The sequence below is a fragment of the Mangrovicoccus ximenensis genome, assembly GCF_003056725.1.
GTDB lineage: Bacteria > Pseudomonadota > Alphaproteobacteria > Rhodobacterales > Rhodobacteraceae > Mangrovicoccus > Mangrovicoccus ximenensis.
Genome location: NZ_QBKZ01000001.1, coordinates 1,091,949 through 1,115,837 on the forward strand (window position 1 = coordinate 1,091,949; position 23,889 = coordinate 1,115,837).

A 23,889-nucleotide genomic window follows, 5' to 3' on the forward strand; every position below is an offset into this window, starting at 1 on the left:
TCGATCCGCTCGGGCATTCAGGCCGGGGGCCGACATGCCATGACGGCCCGGTCCCGCCCCGCGCCCACCGTCCGGTTGCGCCTGCTGATCCTGGCGCTGGCGCCGCTGGTGGTGCTGATGCCCTTCCTGCTGCTCCTCGGCATGACCCGCTGGACCAGCGACTACGACAAGGTGCTGGCGGCAAACGTGCAGAGCGACCTGCGCATCGCCGAGCAGTACCTGTCGCAGCTGCAGGCCCGGACCGGAGAGGAGCTGCACGGCGAGGCGCGTTCGCTGGACTTCGCCCGCGCGGCCGCCGGCGGGCTCCCCGATCCGGATTTCCTCGAACGGCGCCGCGCCGCGCTGGGGCTCGATTTCCTCTATTACCTTCCCGGGGAAGAAGCCGCCGCGTCGCGCTGGCCGGTGATCGCGGCGGCCGCGCAGGGCGCCAGGGCGCGCCGCGCCGTCATCGGCCAGCGCGTTCAGCGTGGAGGCGGCCGCGTGGTCGCGCACCAGCGGCGCGGCCAGCGTAACCGTCGTGCCGGCCAGGCCGCTGATCTCGACGATTTCGTGGGCGGCAATGTCGCCGCTGTCATCGACCAGCGCCAGCGTCATGCCCATCGCGAGACCCGTGGCATCTGTCACGTCGAACGTATCCGTCCCGGCCGCGAGATCCCCGGCCAGTGCTCCGGCGATCGGCGTCACGGTCTGCAACGTGACGTCCGTCCCCGCCGGATAGGCCAGCGACAGCCCGGCAATTCCCGCACGCGGCACGATCGGGTCCGCCGTCACGGCCGCCATCTCCGACTTGGCGCCGTCGGAAATCAGCACCGTGTCATCCGCCGCCAGCGCTCCGGGATCGTCGACCAGCAGCTCGGACGCGCCCTGCCCTGCCTGCGCCACCAAGGCCGGCGTGGCCGCAACAGCTGTTTCGGCCACCAGGCCCAGGACGGATTCCGCGGCAGCCGGGCCGACAATCCGGGTCACGTAGGCCCGCGCCCCGCCATTGCCGAAGAAGCCTTCGACCGCATAGGGCAGCGCATCGCGCCCGCCGGAATAGGCCAGCGGATCGAGAAGACCGCCGAAGCTGCGGGCGAAGGCGCCGCGGCTGGTGACCAGGGTCGGCCGGTTGACCGGCCCGCGCTGGGTCATCCCGACCATTCCCGCCGTCGACGTCCCCGCGGCCTGGATCGGCTTGTTGGCGGAAGGAACTTCCTCAACGTAAACCCCTGGGGCAAGATATTCGGGCATCTGAGACCTCCTGGTTATGCCCCGCCGAGCGAGAGCGTGACGCTGTTGACCCGACGCGCATAGTCGGGACGGAAGGGAATTTCGGTGATGCCACTGCCGCCATCGAGCGACAGGAGCATGGTTTCCAGCACCGGCAGTTCGGCGATGAAGAACTGCCCGGCGGCATCGGTGACGACCGGCAGGCCGCCGGGCGCCGAGACGCTCACACCGGGAAACGGGTCATCCGGATCATGGTCGCGGATCACCGTGCCCGACAGGGCAACCGGCAGCGGCGACAGGGAAAGGTCGAAGCGGAAGGGCGCACCGGCAATCCGCTCGACCTCGACAGCTGTTTCGCCGGCCTGCCGCGGTTCGGCAACGAGGGCAAGGTCTGCCGGGTCGACCGCTTGCGACACGACCACCGGAGCCCGCCCCGGCACCGAAATCTCGGCCTCGAGCGTCACCCCGGGAGCAGCCGGGAAGACCGGCCAGACCCGGCCCGGCGCCAGATGCGCCGCGTACCAACCTCCGGGCTTCATTGCGAGAGACACCGGCAGAGGCACCGTGACACCGTCCTGAACGGCGCGCAGCTCGACCCCGACACCGTCGAAGGATCGCCCGGTGATGGTTTCGCCGATGCGGCCCCGCACCAGAACCTGGCGGGCACTGAGACGGGCGGAGGCGAGCACGGCGCTCATGGCCGTTTCCCGACTGCGGCCGCCAGCTCGGTCACGCGCGTGCCGCGCAGCGGCGGCAGGCCGCTGTCGATGGCGACGGTTTCGACGAGGAGCGAGACGGCCACCCGGTAGGGCTGTGAAAATGCGTTCCAGATCTGCGACAGCTGTTCCAGCGTGAGCAGGTCCGGCCGCACGCGCAGCGCCGGGCTTGCCCCGCCGAAGCTGTCGCCGAGCGGCGTGCCCTCGAGAAGCGAGACCGTCGGGTGGTCGTGGAAATGCTGGATGATCCGGCCGAGAAGAAGCTGGTTGGTCTCCTCGTCCTCGCTGACCGGAGTGAAGAGATAGCGCAGCTGCAGCGGCAGCGGCGGGTTGCGGAACTGGTCCTCTGCCGTGCGGTCGGGCAGCGGCCGCTGGTTCCGCAGATGCTTGTCGACCTCGACATGGTAGAGATAGAGGCTGGCGACCACCGCCGCATCGAGTCCCTCGACGGGCGGCTGCAGGCTCAGGCGGGCAAGGACGCCCTCCAGCGCGAAATCGACATCCGGCGTCGCCTCCAAGGCGTCGAACACCTGTCGGCGAAGCTCCCGGCTGATGTCGCGGATGACACCGAACCCGGCCATGGATACACCCTCCCCTTCGCGCATGTTGCGCGTTGCGGCAGATCGAAACGATGACTTGATACGACGCTACGGTTCCCGGACGGGACAATCTTCGAAGGACAACACCAACCGCTTCCTTCCGCTCTTGCCCAGACACTAACACTAGGTAAAGCCTCCGGCAACGGGGAAGGAAGTCAGCTATAACCTACCAGAATCGAGCCGGTTTTCCGCGCGTGCCGCAGCACCGGCGATGGCTCAATTCGGCATTTCCCGACCTTAGCGACCGTCGAACAGACCAACCGCCAGCGAGCAGCCGGACACGGCGCCTGACCGCGCGCCCGGGGCCCAAGCGGGCAGAGCAGGCCGAGGCCGCAGTCCGGCCAGCCGCTCCCCGCCAGGTCACGCCGCGGCGTCGCGGAGGGCGCAAGTTAACAGCTGTTACAGCCGGCCCCGCGCATCCGCACGGCACGGCAGGCCCCTTCACGGCATCCGCAGCCGGACCCGCGCCGAGCCACGGGCCTTCGGATCACGCCATACTGCGTTAACAGCTGTTAACCCCGGGAATCGAATTCCCGGCCGAGCGCGCACCCAAGACGAAAAAAGCAAGCAATAGTTTGCACTTGACTTGGGCCAATGAATCACGGCCATAGTCGATCAGGTTGCGCAAATAAGCGCCAGTGAGCAGAGAAACGCAAACCATGATCGAGACGAGCCCCATACAGGCGGGGACACAGTCGGAGCTTACCCGCGAGATGGCCTCGCGTCTACAGACTGCGTTGACCACGCATCTGATGCAGGCCTATGCGCCGGACTACAGCAAGCAGCTGCGCTCCTTTTCGGCCACTGAGGCGGCAGACCTCCTTGGCGTGACCGGGCAGTTCCTGCGCAAATGCCATAGCGAAGGCAGCATTCCGGAACCGGCCGTGAACCGGGGCGGCCGCCGCTTCTATTCCGCCGAAGAGATCCGGGAGGCCCGCCGCATCCTCGAGGCCGGATCGCGCAAGCCGGGCAAGTACATCCCCGGGCGGCGCCAAGGCGACAAGTTGCAGGTGCTGCAGCTGATGAACTTCAAGGGCGGCTCGGCCAAGTCCACCAGCTCGATCCATCTGTGCCATTACCTTGCCCTGCAGGGCTACCGCGTGCTGGCCATCGACCTCGACCCGCAGGGCAGCCTGTCGGGTTTCTGCGGCATCCAGACCGAGCTGGAGTTCGACGGCGTCTCGATCTATGACGCGATCCGCTACGAGGACCCGGTTCCGATGGCGGATTGCATCGTCGAGACCTATTTTCCCGGGCTGCACCTGGCGCCGGCAAGGCTGATCCTCAGCGAGTTCGAAACCGAGACGGCGATCAGCGCCGGCCGTGGAGTCTCCTTCTTCGACCGGCTGACCAACGCGATCTCGACCGTCGAGGAAGACTACGACATCGTCGTGATCGACAGTCCGCCTGCCCTCGGCTTCCTGACGCTGACCGGTCTCTATGCCGCCACTGCGGTCATCGTGCCGATGACGCCCAGCATGCTGGACCTGGCCTCGACGCAGCAATTCATCGAGATGACCTCGGCCTATCTGGAAGTCTTCGAGAGCACCGGCGTGAATCTCAGCCACGACTTCTTCTCCTTCCTGATCACCCGCGACGATCCCTCGGACATCCCGAGCCAGCAGATCGTCAGCCTGATGCGGGCGCTGTTCCAGGATCGGGTGGTCCACGCGACCGGGCTGAGGAGCACCGCGATCGCGGATGCCTCGATGCTGAAGATGACGATCTACGAGGTCTCGCGGGCCGACATGACCCGCACGACCTATGACAGGGCCAGAACCAGCATGGACGCGGTGGGCGCGGAAATTGCCGGCATGATCCAGAACGCTTGGGGACGCTGACCATGGCGATGGGAAAGAACAAGACAGGGATCATGGCGGCCATCACCGCCGCGGCAGAGGCGAAGCCGGCCGCCGGGCGGGCGCATCATTCCCTGCCCAAAGGCACGATCGGCTCGGTCCGTGCGGGCCTCGGAGGCATCCAGGAAATCGATACCTCGCTGATCCTGCCTTGGGGACCGAAAGACCGGATGAATGTCGAGTTGACAGGTGTTAACTCTGACGAGGCGCAAAGCTCGATCGCGGAGCTGGCCGACAGCATCCGCGACTCCGGCCAGCAAGTGCCGGTACTCTTGCGCCCTTCGGGCCGCGAGGACGGCCATTTCGAGGTGATCTATGGCCGCCGCCGTATCCTTGCCTGCAAGGCCGCCGGGCTGCCGGTCAAGGCGCTGATCCGGACCATGGATGACAGCCAGGCCCTGATGGCCAAGGGCCTGGAGAACGCCTCCCGCTCCGAGCTGAGCTTCTACGAGCGCGCACGCTTCGCCCTGTCGATCGCCGACCAGGGTTATGAGCGTGCCGAAATCATGCAGGCGCTGGCGATATCGAAGAACACGCTCTCGCAGCTCGAACGGATCACCCGCCTGGTGCCAGCCGAGGTTGGCGACGCAATCGGCCCGGCGCCGGGATCGGGGCGGCCCAAATGGATGAGCCTTGCCCAGATCTTCGAGCGCGGGGTCACGGATGCGGACGCCGCCGTCGCGATCCTGTCGCGTTTTCCGGCTGATGCGACCTCGGACGAGCGCCTCGACGGGTTGCTGAAGGAGATCAGCCGCCGTGGAGCCCGCAGCGGAGAAACCGCCGAGGCCACGCCGGTCCCCGGCGTCACCATCCGCAGCGCACGCAGCGCCATCACCATGTCCGTGAAGCGGGCAGGGGAGAGCAAGGCCTTTTCCGACTGGCTCGACAGCCACCTGGAGGAAGTCATCCGCGAGTCCTACGAGAGGTTCCGTTCAGAGAACCCCGGGGAATGAACCCGAGTTGACAGCTGTTAACTCGACCATTGAGGCAGAAACAGAAAGGAGAAGGCGGGCAAAAGAAAACCCTCAGAACCGAAGTCCCGAGGGCTGTAAGCTGATCGCGTCCGGCAAGACGTGACCAAGTTTGACACCTAATCAGTAGCAGTCCCCCAAACTTCGAACAACGAAAAACGTCTTCGGGCGAACGGTTTTCTGCTGTCTGTTGACAGGACATGATGCATTTCAGGCAGGCCCCGGGCGGGGCAGGGCAACCGCAGGCAGCGGCGGCCGAGGGAAAGCATTTGCCGAAATCCGGCGGGAGCGGCTGGCGAAAGCAGGATGACGCCGTCCTGAGAGCCGAAGAGCTGGGCCGGGAAGGGCAGGCACTTGCCGTAGGGAAATCCGAAGCGCTGATTGCGCTGAAGCGCGCTGCGCCTCTCATTGGGCTGAAACCTGCGCAGGTACTGCTGATGGATACGCTCTGCGCATTTTCCCAGGCCCAGGACTGGGAAGACGGACAAAGCCCGATCGTCTGGCCATCCAACGCCCTGTTAACCGACCGCACCGGATTGTCGCTGAGCGCCTTGCGCCGCCATCTGCGCAAGCTCTGCGAGGCGGGCGTGCTGTCCTTCAGGGACAGCCCGAACGGCAAGCGCTGGGGACGTCGGCATGCCGACGGACAGATCGCGGACGCCTATGGCTTCGACCTTTCCCCTCTTGCCGCAAGGGCAAGGGAATTGGCCCGGCTCCATGCCGATCACGAAGCCGAGCGCCATGCCGCGTCCCGTCTCCGCCGCCAGATCACCGTGCTGCGGAGAACCATCGCCGAACGCATCGCACTGCTTTCCGATGCTGCTGGACAGGACCAGCGGATGAAGCTCGAGCAACTGGAGGCGGAAAGCAACCGCCCCGGCACCCTCGACCAACTTACCCGGAAGGCCGAGGCACTCGCCCGACAGCTTGCCCAGCTCGATGCCGAACTGGCACCCAAGGGCACCGGAAACGACACCCACATAGAAGATACAATCAATTCCCAAGAATCTAAATCTACAGGGGAAGTCATCGAACAGCCGTTAAGCCCTCCGGCGAGCCGACACACAAGCCACCGACACACATGCCGCGCTGAGGACTTGCACAGAGCCTTTCCAGCATTTGCAGCTTGGGGAGGACCTGCCACTGCGACATCGGACTGGGTCACCCTCGCAGGCCTCTGCAGAAGCCTCGCAACACTGACCGGTTTGGCCGACAGGCAATGGACCGAGCTCAAGCAGCAGATCGGCGATGTCGACGCCGTCAAAGCCATGTGCCTGTTGCTGGAAAAGACCGCGCAGGGGCAGATCCACTCTCCGTCCGCCTATCTCCATGGCATGATCCGCAAGGCCAAAACCGGCGATCTTCATCTGGACCGCTCGATCAGGGGGCATCTCCGCCGGGCACAAGCTGCCTGATGCTGCCATGAGCCACACATGCCCATGCGGTGAACTGTACAGACCGGTTTCAGAAATGCCAATATTCAGGGCACCTTGCGGGACTTGTGTGCATGCGTACATGAAATGCCACATCATTCCCAAAACGAAACAAATGTTCTTGAAAGGCAAGCGCCGGTCTTCTTCCCTCCTGCAGGCAACCCCGCGGCCTGCGCGGGGCGGAACCGAGAACCGACAGACAGGGACGACACCAAGATGAGTTTTCTGGCACGTTTCGCCGGCATGACCGCAGCAGCGCTTCTGGTCGCCAGCACCGCGGCAGCCCAATCCCCGACCTTCTTCCGCATCGGCACCGGCTCTGCCGGGGGCACGTATTTCCCGATCGGCGGCATGATCGCCAATGCGATCTCGGCGCCGCCCGGATCGCGGCCCTGCGAGGAGGGCGGCCAGTGCGGCGTCCCGGGCCTGATCGCCATCGCCCAGTCGACCACCGCGTCGGTCTTCAACTGCCAGGCCGTGCAGAACGGCGAGCTCGAGGCAGGCATGGCCTCGACCGACGTGGTCCGCGCCATGTATCTCGGCGAGGGCAAGTTCGAGGGCAAGCCGCATCCCAAGCTGCGCGTCGTCGCCAAGCTCTATCCCGAGGACCTGCACCTGGTCACGCCGAAGGGCTCCGACATCGCCTCCATGGCCGACCTCGAAGGCAAGCGCGTCGGCATCGCCGAGGCGGGCTCGGGCACGCAGGTCGCCGTGCTGCACATGCTGGAACAGTGGGGCATCACCCGCGACAACATGGACGAGGCCGAGCTGAACAACGCGCAGTCCGCCGAACGCCTCGCCGACGGCCAGCTCGACGCGTATTTCTACGTGGCCGGATGGCCGGTCGCCGCGATGGTGCAGCTCGCCTCGACCAAGGGCATGGACCTCGTAAACTTCTCCGACGAGGACATGGCGAAAATTGCCGAAGTCGAGCCGGCCTACATGCCGTCGGTGATCCCGGCGGGCGCCTATGAGGGGCTCGCGGAAGACATCCAGACCCCGGCAGTGACCGCCCTTCTGGTCGTCTCCGAGGATCTGGACGAAGAGCTGGTCTATGGCATCACCAAGGCGCTCTGGAACGACAACAGCCGCAACCTGTTCGACTCCGGCCATGCCAAGGGCAAGCAGATCACGCTGGAAACCGCGATCTCCGGCCTCGATGGCCTGGGCGTGCCGATGCATCCGGGCGCCGAGAAGTTCTACCAGGAAGCCGGCATGATGGAATAAGGGCCCCGGGTCCTCTTTCCGGGCGGTCCCCAGGGGCCGCCCTTTCGCATTCCACCACGACCTGACCGCGCGCAGCCGCGGCCCCATGCGGGAGCCTGACCATGACCCCCAGCCCCGAGTCCGATGCGCCGAGCGCGGAGGACCTGCGAGAGATCGAGCGCAAATACGACGAGGGTGCCGCCACCCGGGCCGTCGGCCCCGGCATGGCCCTGGCCCTGCGCGGCGTCGCGCTCTCCTTCGCGCTCTACCATTACCTGACCGCCGGCTTCGGCATGCCGTCCGACCGCTGGCACATGGGCTGGCATCTCGCCGGGCTCTTCGTGCTGATCTATGCCTTCTACCCGGCGATGCGCAGGAGCGGCGCCTATGCGCTGAAGACCGGGCGCTGGCGGATCGGCAACGTGCCGGTGCCGGACCTCGCGATGATGGCCCTCGGCGTGATCAGCGCGCTCTATATCGGGCTCGCCTGGCGCGGCATTCCGTTCCTGGGGATCGAGGAGCAGACCTTCCGGATGGGCAATCCCGACCCCTGGGACATGGCTTTCGGCTGCATCCTGATCCTCCTGGTGCTCGACATCGCGCGGCGCACGCTGGGCTGGATCCTGCCCGCGATCATCTGCGTCTTCATGGCCTACGCGCTCTTCGGGCCGCATTTCCCGGGCATCCTGCAGCATCCCGGCGTGAAATTCCGCACCTTCGTCAGCTCGATGTACTTCCCGTCCGAGGGCATCTTCGGCGTCACGCTCTGGGTGACCTCGACCATCGTGTTCCATTTCGTGCTGTTCGGCGTGATCGCGCAGCGCACCGGGCTCGGCAAGCTCTTCATCGACAATGCCACGATCCTGGCGGGCAAGTACCGCGGCGGCCCGGCCAAGGTCTCGGTCGTTTCCTCGGCCTTCTTCGGCACCATCTCGGGCAGCTCGGTGGCGAACACCGTCTCCACCGGCGCGCTGACGATCCCCAACATGAAGCGGCTCGGCTATCCCGGCCACTTTGCGGGGGGCGTCGAGGCTGCGGCCTCGGCGGGCGGACAGATCACACCCCCGATCATGGGGGCGGCCGCCTTCATCATGGCCGAGTTCCTGGAGGTTCCCTATACGACCATCGTCATCGCGGCGATCTTCCCGGCGCTGCTGCACTATGTCGGCGTCTTCGCCGTGGTCCACCTGATGGCGCGGCGGCTGGGGCTCGAGGGCATGGCGGCCGAGATGCTGCCGCGGCTGCGCACGGTCTGGGCCGAGGGCTGGGCCAACCTGATCCCCCTGGTCGGGATGCTCGCCATCCTCTTTGCCGGCTACACCCCCTACATGGCGGCCTTCTGCGGCATCTCGCTGACGCTGATCACCGGCATGGCGCGCTGGAAGGCCCCGGCCACCCTGGCGCTGCCTGCCGCCTTCGTCGCCTTCGTGCTGTGGAAATACGCCGGCGACGGCTTCGGCGCGGCGCATTCGGTGCTGCTGATCGCCGGCGCGATCCTCGGCACCTTCAACCCGCAGGCCCGGATCAGCCTGCCCGACATGGCCGAGACGATGGAGACCGGCGTGAAATACGCGCTCGCGGTCGGCGCGGCCTCGGCGGCCGTCGGCATCGTCGTCGGCGTGATCAACACCACCGGCATCGGGTTCCGGCTGGGCTTCATGGTGACCTCGGGCGCGGCCTCGCTGGCCTCGGACCTGCACACGATCTTCACCTTCGGCGCCTTCGAGCTCTTCTCGGTGCAGGACCTGACGCTCTTCCTGTCGCTGATCCTGATCGCGCTCGCCTGCATCCTGATGGGCGCAGGCGTGCCGACCACCGCGCTCTACATCATGCTGGTCTCGGTCGCGCAGCCGGCGCTGGCGCAGCTCGGCGTGCCGCCGATCGCCAGCCACCTCTTCGTGCTCTATTACGGGGTCGTCGCCGAGATCACGCCGCCGGTCTGCACCTCGGCCTATGCGGCGGCGGCCATCGCCAATTCGAACCCGTTCCGCACCGGCGTCTCGGCCTTCACGCTCGGACTCGGCAAGGTCGTGGCGCCGATGGCCTTCGTCTATGCGCCGGTCCTGCTGATCGTGGGGCAGGGCGGCTTCGAGTTCTTCCCGTTCCTCTACGCGTCGGTCTCGGCCATCGCCGGGGTCGTGGCGCTCTCGGGCGCGGTCGTCGGCCATCTGGCCGGGCCGGTCGCGCTCTGGGGACGGGTGCTGCTGGCGCTGGCGGGCGTCGTCTTTATCGCGCCGTCGCTGACCGCCGACCTGATCGCGGTGATCATCGCCGCGCCGGTGGTCCTGTCCCAGCTGGCGGCGCATCGCGCCCGCCCCGCGGAGGTCTGACATGGGCGAGACCGTCATCATCGGCGCGGGCGCCGTCGGCATCTGCACGGCGCTCTCGCTTCTCGCGCGGGGGCAGCAGGTCCGGCTGATCGACCGCGACGAACCGGGGCAGGCGACCTCCTACGGCAATGCCGGGGTGATCTCGCCCTTCTCGATCGCGCCGCATTCCTCGCCGGGCCTCTGGAAGGCGCTGCCCGGAATGCTCACGGACCCGCGGAAGCCGCTGCGGGTCCGGCCGGAATTCTGGCCGCGGATGGCGCCCTGGGGCCTCCGCTTCCTCGCCAACGGCACCGAGGCCAGGTTCCGCCGCAGCGCCGCCGCGATGCGCGCGCTCTGCGCGCCGTCGATCGAGCTCTACCGCCGCCACTTGGAAGCGGCGGGCCAGGGCGGGCTGATTACCGACAGCTACTACGTCCATGCCTTCCGCAACCCCGACAAGGCCAGCCTCGAGACCCTGGGCTTCAAGGTCCGTGCCGAACTGGGCGCCGAGCTGGAGCTGGTCGGATCGCAGGGGCTGCAGGCCGTCGAGCCGGCGGTGTCGAAGGACTTCAAGGCGGCGATCCTGATCAAGGGGCAGGGCAGGGCGCTGTCGCCCGGCCGGATCGGCGCGGTGCTGGCGGAGCGTGTCGCGGCGCTCGGCGGCATCGTGGAGCGCGCCGAGGTCACCGGGCTGCGCCCCGCCCGCGACGACCTGCACGCCCGCAGGCAGGCCCAGCTCGGCGGCCAGACCGGGACGCAGCGTGCCGACCACCTCGGAGCCCTCGACGAGATCCGGCATCTGGTCCGGGCGCATTCCGGTGGCCTCCAGCGCGGCCTCCGACCAGCGGCGCCCCGCCACGTCGAGCCAGGAGGTCCCGGCCGCATCCGACATGTCGGTCACCAGCCGCCCGGTCATCCACCAGAGCAGGTAGTCCTTGGGCAGGAGCACGGTCACCAGCTCGGCGAAAATCCCGGGCTCGTGGTTGCGCACCCAAGCGAGCTTCGGCGCGGTGAAGCCGGGGAAGACGACATTGGCCGAGGCCTCGCGCATCACCGGCATCGCGTCGAGCGCGGCGGCCTCCAGATGCGAACGGGTGTCGTTCCACAGGATGCAGGGGCGCAGCACCTGCCGGTCGGCGCCGAGCAGCACCGCGCCATGCATGTGACCGGAAAAGCCGATGCCCTTCAGCGCGGCCAGCACGCCGCCGTGATCCGTCCGCAGCTCCGCAAGCGCAGCGCGGATCGCGTCGATCCAGCCCTGCGGGTCCTGTTCGCTCCAGCCGGGATGCGGATGCGCGACATTGCAGGGCGCCTCCGCAGAGCCGATGACCCGCTGATCCCCGTCGGTCAGCAGGAGCCGTGCCCCGGAGGTTCCGAGGTCGATTCCGAGATACACGCGATGTCCTCCCTTCGCGGGCCCCTCTCGGGACCGCTCTCCTGCCGCGAGAGGACCACGCTTTATTTCGGCTGTCAAATTATATCTTGGCGCTCCGGGTCAGAGCGCCATGTCGAGGATCGTCTCCAGCTGGGCCTGGCTCAGCTCCACCGGGTTGCCCTTCATCGAGGACGAGCCCCGCGCCGCCTCGGCCACCATCGGGATGTCGGCGGGATCGAGCCCCATAGCTCCGAGCCGCGGCAGCCCCTGGTCGGTCACCCACTGGTCCAGGTTGGCGCCAGTGATCCCCAGCTTCAGCCGCTCGCCGATCATCCGCGCCACCCGGTCGATGCGGATATCCGCCGGATCGGGCAGGCCGACGCGCATGTGCACCGACATGACCGGCTGCAGCAGCCGCCCGCAGATCGCGCCATGCGGCGCGCCGGTGACGCCCCCTAGCGGGCCGGCAAGCCCATGCACCGCGCCGAGCCCGGCATTGGCGAGCGCGATGCCGCCGCAGAGGCTGGTCCAGGCCAACGCGTCGCGGGCCTCGGCATCCTCGCGCTCCATCAGCGTCGCCAGTGCCGACAGCCCGGCCGGGATCGCCTTTTCGCAGAGCGCATCGGTGGCGACGCTGGCCTTCGGGCTGAGATAGGGCTCGATCACCTGCACGATCGCGTCGAGGCCCGAGGCCAGGGTCACCCCGCGCGGACAGCCATCGGCCAGCGACGGATCGACGATCGCCAGCCGCGCCAGCATTCGGTCGTCGCGGAGACTGACTTTGCGGCGATGCCCGGGAACGCCGATCACCGCGTTCTTGGTCACCTCGGCGCCGGTCCCGGCGGTCGTCGGAATGGCGATGAAGGGCAGCAGCGGACCGGCCAGCTTGCGCCCGGTGCCGACGACCTCAAGGTATTCGGCCGCCGGATGGTCCTGCCCCGCCAGCGCCGCGACCGCCTTGCCGAGATCGAGCGCCGCGCCGCCGCCGCAGGCCACGAAGGCGCGGCGCTCCACCGGGTCGAGCGCCAGCCCGACATCGCGCAGCAGCCATGGCGGCAGGTCCTTGACGGCGCGCCAGTCGCGGCGCGCACGGCGCGCCCGGCGATGCTTCATCAAGGCGGCATGCAGGTCGTTGAGGTCTTTCATGGTCTTGCTCCGGGTCAGTGTTGAACGGCCTCCACTGTCGCCCGGACGCGTTTCGCGCCGATGTCTCCGCCGGGCGTGCCGTGTTTCCTTTGCATCGCGCTGCGGCCCAATGCTGAAACAATCGAAACACCCGGCCGCCTGCCGCGACACCGGACTGAAACGCGGAGGCGGCCTTATCGACCCGACAAGTCACGAAATCCTTGCCCCGGAGGACCGGTTTCCGCCATGCTCGACACCTGTTCCGAATGTTCCGACCAGTACCGCGTGATGGGATCGACCCGGCCCTGCCGGAAGGAGGACGCCTTGGAAAAATCGCTGTTCGACCGCTATGGCGGCTTTTCGACGGTCAGCAAGATCGTGCTGGATCTCTATGACAGGCTGCTGGACGACGACGATGTCGGACCGTTCTTCGACGAGATCGACATGGCGCGGATCGTCGACCACCAGACGAAATTCGTGTCCTCGCTGATGGGCGGCCCGGCTTCCTATACCGACGACCAGATCCGCAAGATGCACGCGCATCTGGCGATCGACCCCGAGCATTTCGAGCGGCTGGAGGAGATCCTGCGCGCCACGCTGTCCGATCACGGCGTCGCGCCCGAGGACATCGAGGCGATCACCGGCGCCTTCGCCGCGCGCCGCCCGCTGGTGGTGGAGAAGGAGCGGTGAGCATCGCCGCGATCAACGAACAGCTGCTGCGGGCGATCGGCGTCGGCGTCGCGCTCCTTGACCTCGACACGTTCCGCCTGCGGTTCTCCAACGACACGTTCCGCGAATGGTTCGGCGAGATCGAGATCGGCGGCGAGCTGCTCGACCGCTTCGCGGGCTTCGACGCGGCGGCGCTGCGGGCCGGGCTGGAGGCCGAGGGCCGCTATGCCACCGAGACGACCTTCCGGCTGCGCCGCCGCACCATGACCGTGGCGCTGGCCTTCAACCGCGCGCTCGACGGGGACGAGGCGGTCGCCGTGCTGGTCTGCCAGAACATCAGCCGGATCAAGGAGCTGGAGTCGATGATCGACTCCTATTCGATGATGGTCGAGCGCAACACCCGCGAGATCAAGCGCGAGAAGGAGCAGGTCGAGAAGCTGCTGCTGAACATGATGCCGCGCACGGTCTACGAGGAATACAGGACCTTCGGCGTCGTCACCCCGCGGCTCTACGATCCGGTCTCGGTGGTCTGCATCGATTTCGTCGGCTTCGCCGAGATGGTGGCCGCGCATGACCCGGCGGTGATCGTCAGCGAGCTGAACGACATCTACACCGCCTTCGACAGGATCGGCGAACAGTTCGACTGCGCCCGCATCCGCGCCGTCGGCGATCTCTACATCGCGGTGGCGGGCCTGCCGGACCCGGCCGAGGACCATGCCCGCTGCGCCGCCGATGCCGCGGTGCGCTTCCTGCGCTATCTCGAGCAGCGCAACAGCTCGCACCCGATCCGCTGGACCTGCCGGGTCGGCATCGCCTCGGGCGCGGTCGTCGGCTCCGTGGTGGGGGTCCAGAAATACATCTACGACGTGTTCGGCCCGGCGGTGATCCACGCGAGCCGCCTGCGCTACCACGCGCGGCCGATGAAGATCGTCGGCAACGGGCCGCTCGCCCGCGCGCTCGGGCCGGGCTTCGCCGTGACCGAGGCCGGGATGGCCGAGCTGTCGGATGGCGGCGAGGAGCCCGCCTTCCCGTCCCTGCCGCGCATGCCTGTCTCCGCCGTTGATCCGCGGCAGATGAATCATGTTCTGCAAACGGCGTCGAGGTCCGACTATTTCAGCAGCCTGCTAGGCCGGGGGCGGCGCGCAGCTTCCGCGCAGGCTGATCTGGCAGCCGAGCTCGATCCGCCGCGCCAGATGGCTTCCGGGGCGGCGCAGCGCCAGCTCCAGCTCCTCGAGCGCGGTCACCGCGATGTCGTCGAGCGGCGGCCGGATCGAGGTCAGCGGCGGGCTCGACATCTGTCCCGCGAAACTGTCGTCGAAGCCCATGACCGAGACATCCTCCGGCACGCGGTAGCCCGCCGCCTGCAGGACCTGCATCGCCCGGATCGCGATGTTGTCCGACAGGCAGAGCACCGCCGTCACCGGCAAGGTTCCGCCCTGCGCGGCGATCCAGGCGCCGAATTCGCGCTCGGCGATGTCCGGGGCGAAGCCCGAGAGCCGCAGGATGCGCGACTCGTCCGGCTCGATCCCCTGCTCGCGCAGCGCTTCGCGGAACCCGGCCTCGCGGCGGCGGATGGTGAAGCGCCCGCTCCAGGACAGCAGCAGGATGTCGCGGTGGCCGAGGTCCAGCAGGTGCTGGGTGCCGAGCACCGTCGAATAGGTGTTGCCGATGCCCACCGAGCTGATCCGCGAGCTGGGATCGAGCCCGAAGAGCAGAACCGACGGGCGCGGCTCTTCGGCCAGCCGCCCGATCAGCGCCGGGTTCTCGTCGAAATGCACGACGATCGCCTCGGCATCCGATCCGGCGATGCCTGCCATCACCCGCTCCGGGTCCAGCCGGTCGCCCGGAGAGATCACCGGATCGACGCGGATGCCCCGTCCGGCACATTCCGAGCGCAGCTTTTCCAGGATGCGCCAGGAGGTGAAGTTGGTCTCGGAGGCCTGCAGCATCGCCTCGGGCATGGCCAGCACGATGGATTGCAGCCCCGCCTGCGTCGCCTTGCGCACGCGGGTGTCGATATACCCTTGCGCGCGGGCGATCTCGAGGATCTCGCGGCGCTTTTCCTCCGAGATCCGGGAGCTGCCCTGCAGCGCCCGGCTGACCGTGCTGACCGACACCCCGGCCGCCTGGGCGATGTTCTTCAGGCTCACGTCATTTCACTCCGGAACTGGCCACCCCTTCGGTGATGTACCTCTGCAGGAAGAGGAAGATAAGGGTCACCGGCAAGAGCGCGACAACGGTCATCGACAGGATGTAGTGCCATTGCACCGTAAACTGCCCCTGGAAGGCGTTGAGACCGAGCTGCAGCGTGTAGTTCTCGGGGCTCGAGAGCACGATCAGCGGCCAGAGGAAGTCGTTCCAGCGCCAGATCACCGAGAAGATCGCCAGAACCGCCAGCGCCGGCGCCGAAAGCGGCAGGATGATCCGCCAGTAGATGCGGAATTCGCTCGCGGCATCCACCCGCGCCGCCTCGATCAGGTCGTCGGGGATGGTCAGCATGTACTGGCGCAGGAGGAACACGCCGGTCGGCGTCGCCACGGTGGAGAAGATCACCCCCCAGAGATTGTCGGCGAGGTTCAGCCCGACGATCACCATGAAGGCCGGGACCATGATCACCGACAGGGGCAGCATCAGCGTCGAGAGCATCAGCACGAAGATCGTGGTCGAGCCGCGGAAGCGGTATTTCGACAGGGCGAAGGCCGCCATCGAGTTCAGCACCAGCGTCAGGATGGTCGCCACCACGGTCACGAAGACCGAGTTCTTCAGGTAGGTGAGGAAGGCGAAGCGCTCGAGCGGGTCGGTGTAGTTCGCCCATTCCGCGCTGATCACCGTCTGCTTCTCGATGGCGCCGGCATCGACGCTCAGCCGCTCGCCGGGGCTTGCCGGATCGACCACGGTCGCCTTCAGCCCGATGCGGCGGACCAGCCCGACGGTGCGGGCCTCTCCGGTCTCGTCGGTCCACAGATAGGCGGGCAGCGGCTCGTCATAGCCTTCGATCACCAGTTCTTCGGCGGCGCGCGGCAATAGCGTCGGCGGGAAGCTGTTGATCTCGGCCTCGGGCTTGAAGGAGGACAGGAACGCCCAGCCGATCGGGATGGCGATCACCAGTGTGCCGAGGATCAGCCAGGCCCAGGCGAGGATGTCGGTGACGTCCATGCGGCTCTTGCCGCGGGTGCGGGTCAGGAAACCGAGCATGTCAATTCTCCGCTTTCTTGCCGAGCCAGAGCTGGACCAGCGTGAGGACGAGAAGCGCCAGCCCCATCAGCACCGAGGCGGCCGAGGCGAGCCCGTAGAGCCGCACATCGGTGGCAAAGGCGGTCTCGTAGATGAACTGGACGACGAAGGTGTTGGCCGTGCCCGGTCCGCCGCCATCGGTCAGCACCCAGGCCTCGTCGAAGACCTGCACCGAGCGGATCAGCAGGAGCACCAGCACCACCAGCAGGTTCGGCATCAGCAAGGGCAGCGTCAGCCGCCAGAACTGCCGCCAGCGCGAGGTGCCGTCGATCAGCGCGGCCTCGTAGATGTCGCGCGGGATTGCCTGCAGGCCGGCAAGGATGATGAGCGTGTAGAAGCCCATGTGGAACCAGATCGAGACATAGACCACCCAGAAGCGCGACCAGAGCACCTCGAGGAGGAAGATCGTCCGCTCGCCCATCATGTCGGCGAAGACCGCGTTCAGCAGCCCGTTGCGCGCCAGGAACCATTTCCAGACCAGCGCGACCACCACCGGCGACAGCAGTACCGGATAGAAGAAGATCGCGCGGAAGAAGGCCTTGCCGCGGGTCAGCCGGTTCAGCACCAGCGCAGTGACCAGCGACACCACGAGCGTGCCGGTGGCGTTGAAGGCGGTGTACCAGGTGGTGTTGAAGACCGCGGTCCAGAACAGGTCGAGTTCGCAGGTGGCGGGGTCGAGGTAGCTGCCGCAGCTCAGCAGCCGCGAGAAGTTCTCGAACCCCACGAAGGGCCGGTTCCACAGCAGCAGCTCGGTGCCGCCGGTGAAGGCATAGCCGATCGCCAGCAGCACCGGGATGAACACGAAGATGGTGAAGAGCGCCATGTTCGGCAGCACGAAGACCCAGGGCATCCGGCGCAGGCCGATCAGCCGCTGCAGCCGGGTGAAGGGCCATTCGACCACCCCCATCGCGGCCTCGAGCAGCCGGTCGCCGCGGTCGCCGGAGCTCACCGCCGCCTCGCGCGCGGGCCGTACGTAACCGTCATCCGTGGCGGCCATCTCACGCCCTCCCCAGGCTCTGGCCGCTGGCGGCGTCGAACAGGTGGACATGGCCCGCGCGCGGACGGACCGGCAAGCGGTCGCCCGGCGCCGCATCCAGATGGTTCTGGACATGGACGATGGTGGTCGTCTCCGCCCCGTTCAGCCGGCCATGCAGATAGGTCTCGTGGCCGAGGCTCTCGACCTGGTCGACATCGAGCATGAGGGGCGATCCTTCGGCCTCGGCGCCGACGGCGAAATGCGACGGACGCAGGCCGATCTTGACCGCGCGCCCGCTGGCGGCATGGCCGAGCGGCACCGTCAGTTCGCCGGTCTCGGGCGAGGCGACCCGCGCGGCGCCGCCTTCGGTCCCGACGATCTGCCCGTCATAGAGGTTCATCCGCGGGCTGCCGATGAAGCCCGCCACGAAGAGGTTCGCGGGCCGCTCGAACAGGTCGAGCGGTCGGCCCACCTGCTCCACCTTGCCGCCGTTCAGCACGACGATCTTGCCCGCCATGGTCATCGCCTCGACCTGGTCATGGGTGACGTAGATCATGGTGGTGCCGAGCTGGCGGTGCAGCCTCGTGATCTCGCCGCGGGTCTGGACGCGCAGCTTGGCGTCGAGATTGCTGAGCGGTTCGTCGAAGAGGAACACCTTGGGGTGGCGCACGATGGCGCGGCCGATGGCGACGCGCTGGCGCTGCCCGCCCGAGAGCGCCTTCGGCTTGCGGTCGAGATAGGCGTCGAGTTCCAGCATCCGCGCCGCCTCGGCGACGCGGGCGTCGATCTCGGCGCGCTTCATCCGCAGGTTCTCCAGGCCGAAGGACAGGTTCTTGCGCACCGTGAGATGCGGATAGAGCGCGTAGCTCTGGAACACCATCGAGATGCCCCGCTCCGACGGCGTCATCTCGTTGACAACCTCGCCGTCGAAGGCGATCTCGCCGCGGCTGATGCTTTCCAGCCCGGCGATCATCCTGAGCATGGTCGATTTCCCGCAGCCCGAGGGGCCGACCAGGGCGACGAACTCGCCTTCCTCGATATCGAGGTCGATGCCGTGGATCACCTCGAGATTGCCGTAGGCCTTGGTCAGCCCGTCCATCCGGATGGATGCCATTTCCGTCTCCTCCCTCGTTCGGTTCAGCGGGCCGTCTGCGCGGCGCGGTCGCATTCCATCAGGAACAGGCTTCCCAAAGCCTGCCCGTAGGGCGTCGGCAGGTTCGGGATCTGCCGGTAGAATTCCAGCGTGTCGCCCATCGGCGTGCCGTCCGAGACATCGCCGAGGAAGCCGTCGCCGTCGATCCGCGCCAGGATCGCGGGCAGCGCGCGTTCGACGATCCGGGCCTCCTCCGCCCCGATCAGCCCCTCGCGGCGCCCGGCCAAGACGCCATAGGCGATGCCGGCCGTTCCGGATGCCTCGACCGGGCTGCCGGGATCGTCGAGCAGCGTGTGGAACAGCCCCTCGCCGTTCTGCAGGACGGCCAGCGCGCGGACCTGGGTCAGGTAGACCTCGCGCAGGTAGCGTGCCACCGCGCCTTCCGGCGGGCAGATGCGGAACAGCTCCGGAATGGCGATCGTCACCCAGGCATTGCCCCGCGCCCAGAGCGCCTTGGCATAGCTGTGCCGTCCGATGAAGGTCCAGCCGTGGTAGAACAGCCCGCTTTCGCGGTCGCCGAGAAAGCGGACATGGGTCAGGTACTGGTAATGCGCGTCCTCGATCCAGTCGCGGCGGCCGAGGATCTTGCCGGCCTGCGCCACGAAGAGCACCGCCATGACCAGCGTGTCGTCCCAGAGCTGGCCGTCATTGTCGCGCTCCTTGACGGTATGCTGGTAGCCGCCCTCCTCGGTCTTCGGCATCTCGTCATGCAGCCACGCGGCCCAGTCGCCGATGATCGCGCGCCAGTCCCCGCGCGGGCGGCGTTCGGCCAAGAGCGCCAGCGCCAGCATCGGCGCGGTCGAATTGACCTGGCGGCGCGGCAGGCCGCGGGCGATCTGGCGGTCGTACCAGCGCGCCAGCCGGTCCATCGCGGCCTCGTCATTCTCGGCCTCGGCGCGGCGGAACTCGCCGTAGAGGCCGACGCCGACCTCCCAGTCCCATTCGTCGAAATCGATCTCGTCGCCGGGGCCCGCGCCCTCGTCGCCGATGCCCTTGAGCCTGCGGAACCCGCGCGACAGCGCGGCGATGGCCGAGGCAATGTCCAGATTGGCGTGATAGGTCATTCAGAACTCCACAGCTTGGAGGGGCGCGCCGTCGAAACCGGCATGCGGGGTGATCGAGAGAGGGGCGAAGGGCACCGGGCTGCCGTCGCGCAGCAGGCCGCCGGCGAAATCGGCGGCAAGCGACGCGTCCCCGGCCTGCCAGCCCAGCCGCAGCCCGGCGGCATCGAATTGCGGCGCCAGCGCACGGGCCGCGCCGCGGAAGTCATCGAAGCTGCCATGGGTGGCGGCGGAACCGGCCACCATCAGCCAGCCCGCCTGCGCGGCATGGGCCCGCCATTCCTGGCCCTTGTAGAGCCCGGTCTCCAGCCGTTCGAGCGGCGCCGAGGCCCAGAGCGCAGCATAGCCGTCGCCCGTCCGCTGGAACAGCCACTGGCCGTCCTCGATGCAGTCGTCGAGCAACTCGGCCGGGGCGAAGGCATGGGTGAAGCGCACCGGATGGCCGTGGCGGCCGAGATCGTAGACCAGCGCGGCAACATTGCCGTCCATGCAGACCCGCGGCACGGTGCCGTTCGCCATCCAGTAGGAGGGCCGCCCGCCGCCCCAGACCTTCAGTTCGCCGGGATGGCTGATCCAGGTCCGCGCCAGCGGATGGGCGGCGAACTGGATTTCCGCGACATGCTGCTGGTGGCCCGGATCGCCGGTGCGGTGGCCGGTCACCGCCGAGAGCTGGGCGGCGGCCGATTTCCACAGCGCAAGCTTGGCATTGCGGTTCAGCCCCTGGACATAGCGCGCCTCCAGCCGGCCATGGCCGCCGAGCCGGTGCAGCCCCTCGCAGGCGGCGGGCGGCATGTAATCCGACACCGCGAAGAGCGCGGCGGCGCGCTCATGGCCCGGGCACCAGATGCCGCCGAAGGCGACGGCGGCGACCGCGCCCAGCTCCGTGGCGGGCCCGGCGAACAGCTCCTTTTCATAGACCCGGCCCTGGCTGCCCACCGGCATGCCGTCGACCGAATGCAGCGCGGTCATCACGAAGATGCTGTCGATCAGCGCCTTTGCGCGCGCCTTCAGCGCCGCATCCGGGCTGCAGGCCTCCAGCGTGAAGAGCCCGAGCAGGTCGATCGGATAGTAGCAGGAGGAATTCCACTCGGCGAGCCCGTGATCCTCGACCGAGGCGAACCAGCGGCCCAGCCGGGCACGGGCGGCCTCGCGGTGCTCGGCGCCAGTGCGGCCGCTGTTGGGGAAGACCTCCTCGGGGAAGGTGTCGCCCGCGAGGAACTGCGCGACATGGAAGCAGAAGGCATGGTTCTCGCTCCAGAACCACATCACGTCATTGCCCGGCTCGTCGAGCCAGTAGCGGAAGCCGAGGATGGCGCGGCGCACCTCGGCCCAGAGCTCCGCGCCGATGCCGGTCCCGGCATGGCCGCGCCAGGCCCAGATCAGCGGCAGGATCCAGAAATCCGCGCAATCGTAGCGTCCGTCGATGCCGGTCAGCGTGTGGCGGACGATCCGCTCGATCTCATCCGCCGGGCCGCCTTCCTTCAGCAGGAGCAGGCCGCGCGAGATGCTGCTGCCGGGTTCGGCGGCGATGCGGGCGCGGGCTTCGGCCTTGCGCGCCTCAAGCGTGGCGCCGCCGAGCCAGAGCCCGAGCCGCGCGGCGTCCGCGCAAAGCGCCCTGAGCTTGCCGTCTCCCGGCCCGGAGTGGCCGAGACGGCCCGTCGCGGCCCGAGCGCGCCACATGGCTCCGGCCATCGCCTCTTCGGCCATGTACAGCCGGCGCAGCAGGCCGGAAGTCCCGGACCGGCTTCTTGCGAGGCGCGGCTTCTGCCATGCCGCGACGGGGGGGCGCAGCATGTCAGAAGACATCGAAACGCTTCATGAAAACCCGTCTCAGCTGACGGAAGGCCTGCAGGCCCAGCGGTTCCCGGCCGAGATCGAACCGCAGGAAGACGCGATCGCCGATGCGTTGCGGCCTCCACTCCGGCGGCGTCGCCAGACGGACATGGAAGATGTCTTCGAGCACGGTGAGGTCCTCCTGGCCTGCAGGAGAAAGGCTGAAGCGCCCGCCGCCCGGGACGGCAAGCGCGGCCGAGTGCAGCTGGCGGGTGGTTCCCGGCTCGATCAGCAGCACCTCTGCGTCGCTCACCTGCGCCAAATCCCATGCGGGCCGCGCCTCGGCGCGGCTGAGGCGGCTGCGCAGGATATCGAATTCGACAGCAGGCAGGGCCGCCTCGATCAGGGACGCGTCCAGCGTGCTGACGAAGCCCGGCGACTGGCCGCGGCCAATGAAGCGGCCGACAAGCGCGCCGGTGTCATGGGCCAGGAAGATGCCGCCTTCCCCGGCGCGCAGGACCAGCGATCCCGCCCGTTCCTCGGCACGCGCGAGACGGGCCTCTACATGCGCAAGCTCCGCCCGGAAGCCGCGGGTGCTGACCGGATCATCGAGCGTTGCGCGCAACAGCGCCCCCAGTTCCGCCGCCTGGGACCGCAGCACGGCGATCTCGGCATCGACCAGCGGCGCTTCGAGCCTCATCAGGACCTGCCCCGCTTCGACATGCTCGCCGGGCTGCGCCTCGATCGACCGCACAAAACCGTTTTCCCCTGCACGGACCGCGCTGTCCTCGGATGCCAGGATGACGCCTTCGGCGATGATGGCCGAGGGCGCGGGCACCAGGAGCAGCAGGCAGGCCAGCAAGGCAAGTCCGCCGCCGCTGAGGCCCAGGGCCCTTGTCCGGCGTCCATTGAGGGCCGGTGAGGCGGCAAGGAACCAGGCCAGCCTGGCGATCGGCAGGACGAACATCTGGAATGCCGCCCAGACCGCAAGCATGACGCCAATGGTGAAGAACCTGCTGGCGACGAACAGGATGATCGCCGTCATCACCGTCAGCCGGTAGAGATACGAGGCAATGGCGAAGGAGAACAGGATCTTGCGCTCGCCGGGGGAATCCGCGGTGCTTTGCGCCCGCTCCACCCCAAAGGCATGGCGCTGGACAAGATAGCCGATGTAGCGGTTCGCCCGGGGCCCGAGATTGGGCATCTGCAGGAGGTCCATCAGGATGTAGTAGCCGTCGAAGCGCAGCAGCGGGTTCCCGTTGAAGAGAACCGTCGAAACACCGGCGATCAGCACGACATTGTACATTGCCGACCGCGCCAGCCCCGGCTCCATTTCGGTCCAGAACCACAACGCAATGACGGCAAGCGGAAGTTCGGCGAGGATACCGCCGGCGCTGACGGCGACCCGCTGCCAGCGGGACGGGAATGCCGTGGCACTGGAGGCCTCGACATAGGGCACCGGCACGAACACCAGGAACATGATGCCGATCTCGTGCACCTCGCCGCCGCGGCACTTGGCGGCGTAGCCGTGGCCGAGTTCGTGGATCACCTTCACGGCCGGGAAAAGCATCCAGAGCAGGAGGAGGTTGTCGGCGCTGAGCACCCGGTCCGCGACGTCGGAACTCAGCTCGTTCCAATGCAGCGCTCCGAGCGATATGCCCCAGGCAACGAAGGCGAACCAAAGTACCGCGCCGAACGGCGAGAAGAACGGCCGGACGAGGAAGGCCGTCGCCTCGAGGAAACGGTCGGGATCGAAGAGCGGAACCCGGATTGCCAGCGGGCTGCGCACGCGCGACAGCCGGTTGCGGCGCGCCAAGTCGCGCGCGCGGCGGCCGATTTCGTCGAGATCGGGCGATAGTTGGCCCCGCATCACGTCGGCGCTGTGCAGCCGCCCCAGGAGGGCGATCACCTCGTCCTGGGTCGGGCTGGCCTCGCCTTCATGATGAACGGCATCGGTCCAGATGTCCTGCACCGTCCGGCGGCCGTCCATTCCCGCGACGATCCGGTAGAGTTCGGGGGTGATCCGGTGGAAACGGCCGTTCACCTTGTCCTGCAGAACGTACCAGACCTTGCCGCGCAGCACATGGCGGTGGATCTCCGCCTGGGGCCTCAGCCGCGGCCGCATTGCCGCGACATGGCGCCAATGCGCGCTCAGCAGGGGATCCGGCGTCCCGCCCGCGGTGTTTTCCGTCCCGGCATCGCGATCATCCTCGGCCATGGG

17 protein-coding genes and 3 pseudogenes are annotated in these 23,889 nt (G+C 67.8%); 9 read left to right on the forward strand and 11 right to left on the reverse strand.

Annotated features, from left to right (window positions below; genetic code table 11):
- Positions 1–39: 39 nt before the first annotated feature.
- Positions 40–1,293: a hypothetical protein gene (locus tag C7T91_RS33320; protein ID WP_201741971.1), complete on the forward strand. Its 1,254-nt coding sequence runs from the start codon at positions 40–42 to the stop codon at positions 1,291–1,293.
- Here C7T91_RS33320 and C7T91_RS05985 read toward each other — a convergent pair.
- Positions 1,245–1,907 (reverse strand): hypothetical protein, encoded by a 663-nt coding sequence (locus C7T91_RS05985; RefSeq protein WP_108258374.1) that lies wholly within the window; start codon positions 1,905–1,907, stop codon positions 1,245–1,247. The two genes, C7T91_RS33320 and C7T91_RS05985, sit on opposite strands and share 49 nt — an antisense overlap.
- Positions 1,904–2,506: a DUF4255 domain-containing protein gene (locus C7T91_RS05990; protein WP_108258375.1), complete on the reverse strand. Its 603-nt coding sequence runs from the start codon at positions 2,504–2,506 to the stop codon at positions 1,904–1,906. The genes C7T91_RS05985 and C7T91_RS05990 overlap by 4 nt, the downstream gene beginning before the upstream one ends.
- A gap of 755 nt (positions 2,507–3,261) precedes the next feature.
- On the opposite strand from C7T91_RS05990, the gene repA reads away from it, so the two are divergent.
- From repA to C7T91_RS39105, 6 genes and pseudogenes are all read left to right on the forward strand, one after another.
- Positions 3,262–4,365, forward strand: a complete 1,104-nt coding sequence (gene repA / locus C7T91_RS05995) for a plasmid partitioning protein RepA (protein ID WP_236638001.1) — start codon at positions 3,262–3,264, stop codon at positions 4,363–4,365.
- A 2-nt stretch (positions 4,366–4,367) separates the two neighbouring features.
- Entirely contained in the window at positions 4,368–5,336 is a 969-nt protein-coding gene (gene repB / locus C7T91_RS06000) for a plasmid partitioning protein RepB (protein WP_236638002.1), read from the forward strand.
- Positions 5,337–5,557: 221 nt separating this feature from the next.
- The gene (repC, locus tag C7T91_RS06005) at positions 5,558–6,769 is read left to right on the forward strand and encodes a plasmid replication protein RepC (protein WP_236638003.1); all 1,212 of its coding nucleotides are present in this window, start codon (positions 5,558–5,560) and stop codon (positions 6,767–6,769) included.
- Between the two features lie 234 nt (positions 6,770–7,003).
- Entirely contained in the window at positions 7,004–8,014 is a 1,011-nt protein-coding gene (locus tag C7T91_RS06010; protein WP_108258379.1) for a TAXI family TRAP transporter solute-binding subunit, read from the forward strand.
- Between the two features lie 101 nt (positions 8,015–8,115).
- Positions 8,116–10,323, forward strand: coding sequence for a TRAP transporter permease (locus C7T91_RS06015; protein ID WP_108258380.1), 2,208 nt, complete (start codon positions 8,116–8,118; stop codon positions 10,321–10,323).
- 1 nt (position 10,324) lies between these two features.
- A pseudogene (locus C7T91_RS39105) lies at positions 10,325–10,951 on the forward strand (FAD-dependent oxidoreductase); the annotation flags it as partial.
- Between the two features lie 48 nt (positions 10,952–10,999).
- Here C7T91_RS39105 and C7T91_RS39110 read toward each other — a convergent pair.
- Together C7T91_RS39110 and C7T91_RS06025 are read right to left on the reverse strand one after the other, a co-directional pair.
- Positions 11,000–11,698, reverse strand: a pseudogene (locus C7T91_RS39110) (FGGY family carbohydrate kinase); the annotation flags it as partial.
- 99 nt (positions 11,699–11,797) lie between these two features.
- A complete protein-coding gene (locus C7T91_RS06025; protein WP_108258382.1) occupies positions 11,798–12,823 on the reverse strand; it encodes an iron-containing alcohol dehydrogenase in 1,026 nt (341 codons plus the stop codon).
- A 303-nt stretch (positions 12,824–13,126) separates the two neighbouring features.
- On the opposite strand from C7T91_RS06025, the gene C7T91_RS06030 reads away from it, so the two are divergent.
- Together C7T91_RS06030 and C7T91_RS34860 are read left to right on the forward strand one after the other, a co-directional pair.
- Positions 13,127–13,492 (forward strand): group I truncated hemoglobin, encoded by a 366-nt coding sequence (locus C7T91_RS06030; protein ID WP_236638004.1) that lies wholly within the window; start codon positions 13,127–13,129, stop codon positions 13,490–13,492.
- A 536-nt stretch (positions 13,493–14,028) separates the two neighbouring features.
- Positions 14,029–14,415: pseudogene (locus tag C7T91_RS34860) on the forward strand (adenylate/guanylate cyclase domain-containing protein); the annotation flags it as partial.
- A gap of 180 nt (positions 14,416–14,595) precedes the next feature.
- On the opposite strand, the gene C7T91_RS06040 reads toward C7T91_RS34860, so the two are convergent.
- From C7T91_RS06040 to C7T91_RS06070, 7 genes are all read right to left on the reverse strand, one after another.
- Positions 14,596–15,621 (reverse strand): LacI family DNA-binding transcriptional regulator, encoded by a 1,026-nt coding sequence (locus C7T91_RS06040; RefSeq protein ID WP_108258383.1) that lies wholly within the window; start codon positions 15,619–15,621, stop codon positions 14,596–14,598.
- Between the two features lies 1 nt (position 15,622).
- Positions 15,623–16,666: a carbohydrate ABC transporter permease gene (locus C7T91_RS06045; RefSeq protein ID WP_108258384.1), complete on the reverse strand. Its 1,044-nt coding sequence runs from the start codon at positions 16,664–16,666 to the stop codon at positions 15,623–15,625.
- Position 16,667: 1 nt separating this feature from the next.
- Positions 16,668–17,702, reverse strand: a complete 1,035-nt coding sequence (locus C7T91_RS06050; protein ID WP_108258385.1) for a carbohydrate ABC transporter permease — start codon at positions 17,700–17,702, stop codon at positions 16,668–16,670.
- A 1-nt stretch (position 17,703) separates the two neighbouring features.
- On the reverse strand, positions 17,704–18,795 hold the full coding sequence (locus tag C7T91_RS06055; RefSeq protein ID WP_108258386.1) for an ABC transporter ATP-binding protein: 1,092 nt from the start codon (positions 18,793–18,795) through the stop codon (positions 17,704–17,706).
- Between the two features lie 23 nt (positions 18,796–18,818).
- Positions 18,819–19,898: a beta-galactosidase BglB gene (gene bglB / locus C7T91_RS06060; protein WP_108258387.1), complete on the reverse strand. Its 1,080-nt coding sequence runs from the start codon at positions 19,896–19,898 to the stop codon at positions 18,819–18,821.
- Positions 19,899–21,602 (reverse strand): hypothetical protein, encoded by a 1,704-nt coding sequence (locus tag C7T91_RS06065; RefSeq protein WP_145962794.1) that lies wholly within the window; start codon positions 21,600–21,602, stop codon positions 19,899–19,901. It lies immediately after the preceding gene.
- A gap of 88 nt (positions 21,603–21,690) precedes the next feature.
- Entirely contained in the window at positions 21,691–23,886 is a 2,196-nt protein-coding gene (locus C7T91_RS06070; protein WP_108258389.1) for a site-2 protease family protein, read from the reverse strand.
- Positions 23,887–23,889 lie beyond the last annotated feature (3 nt).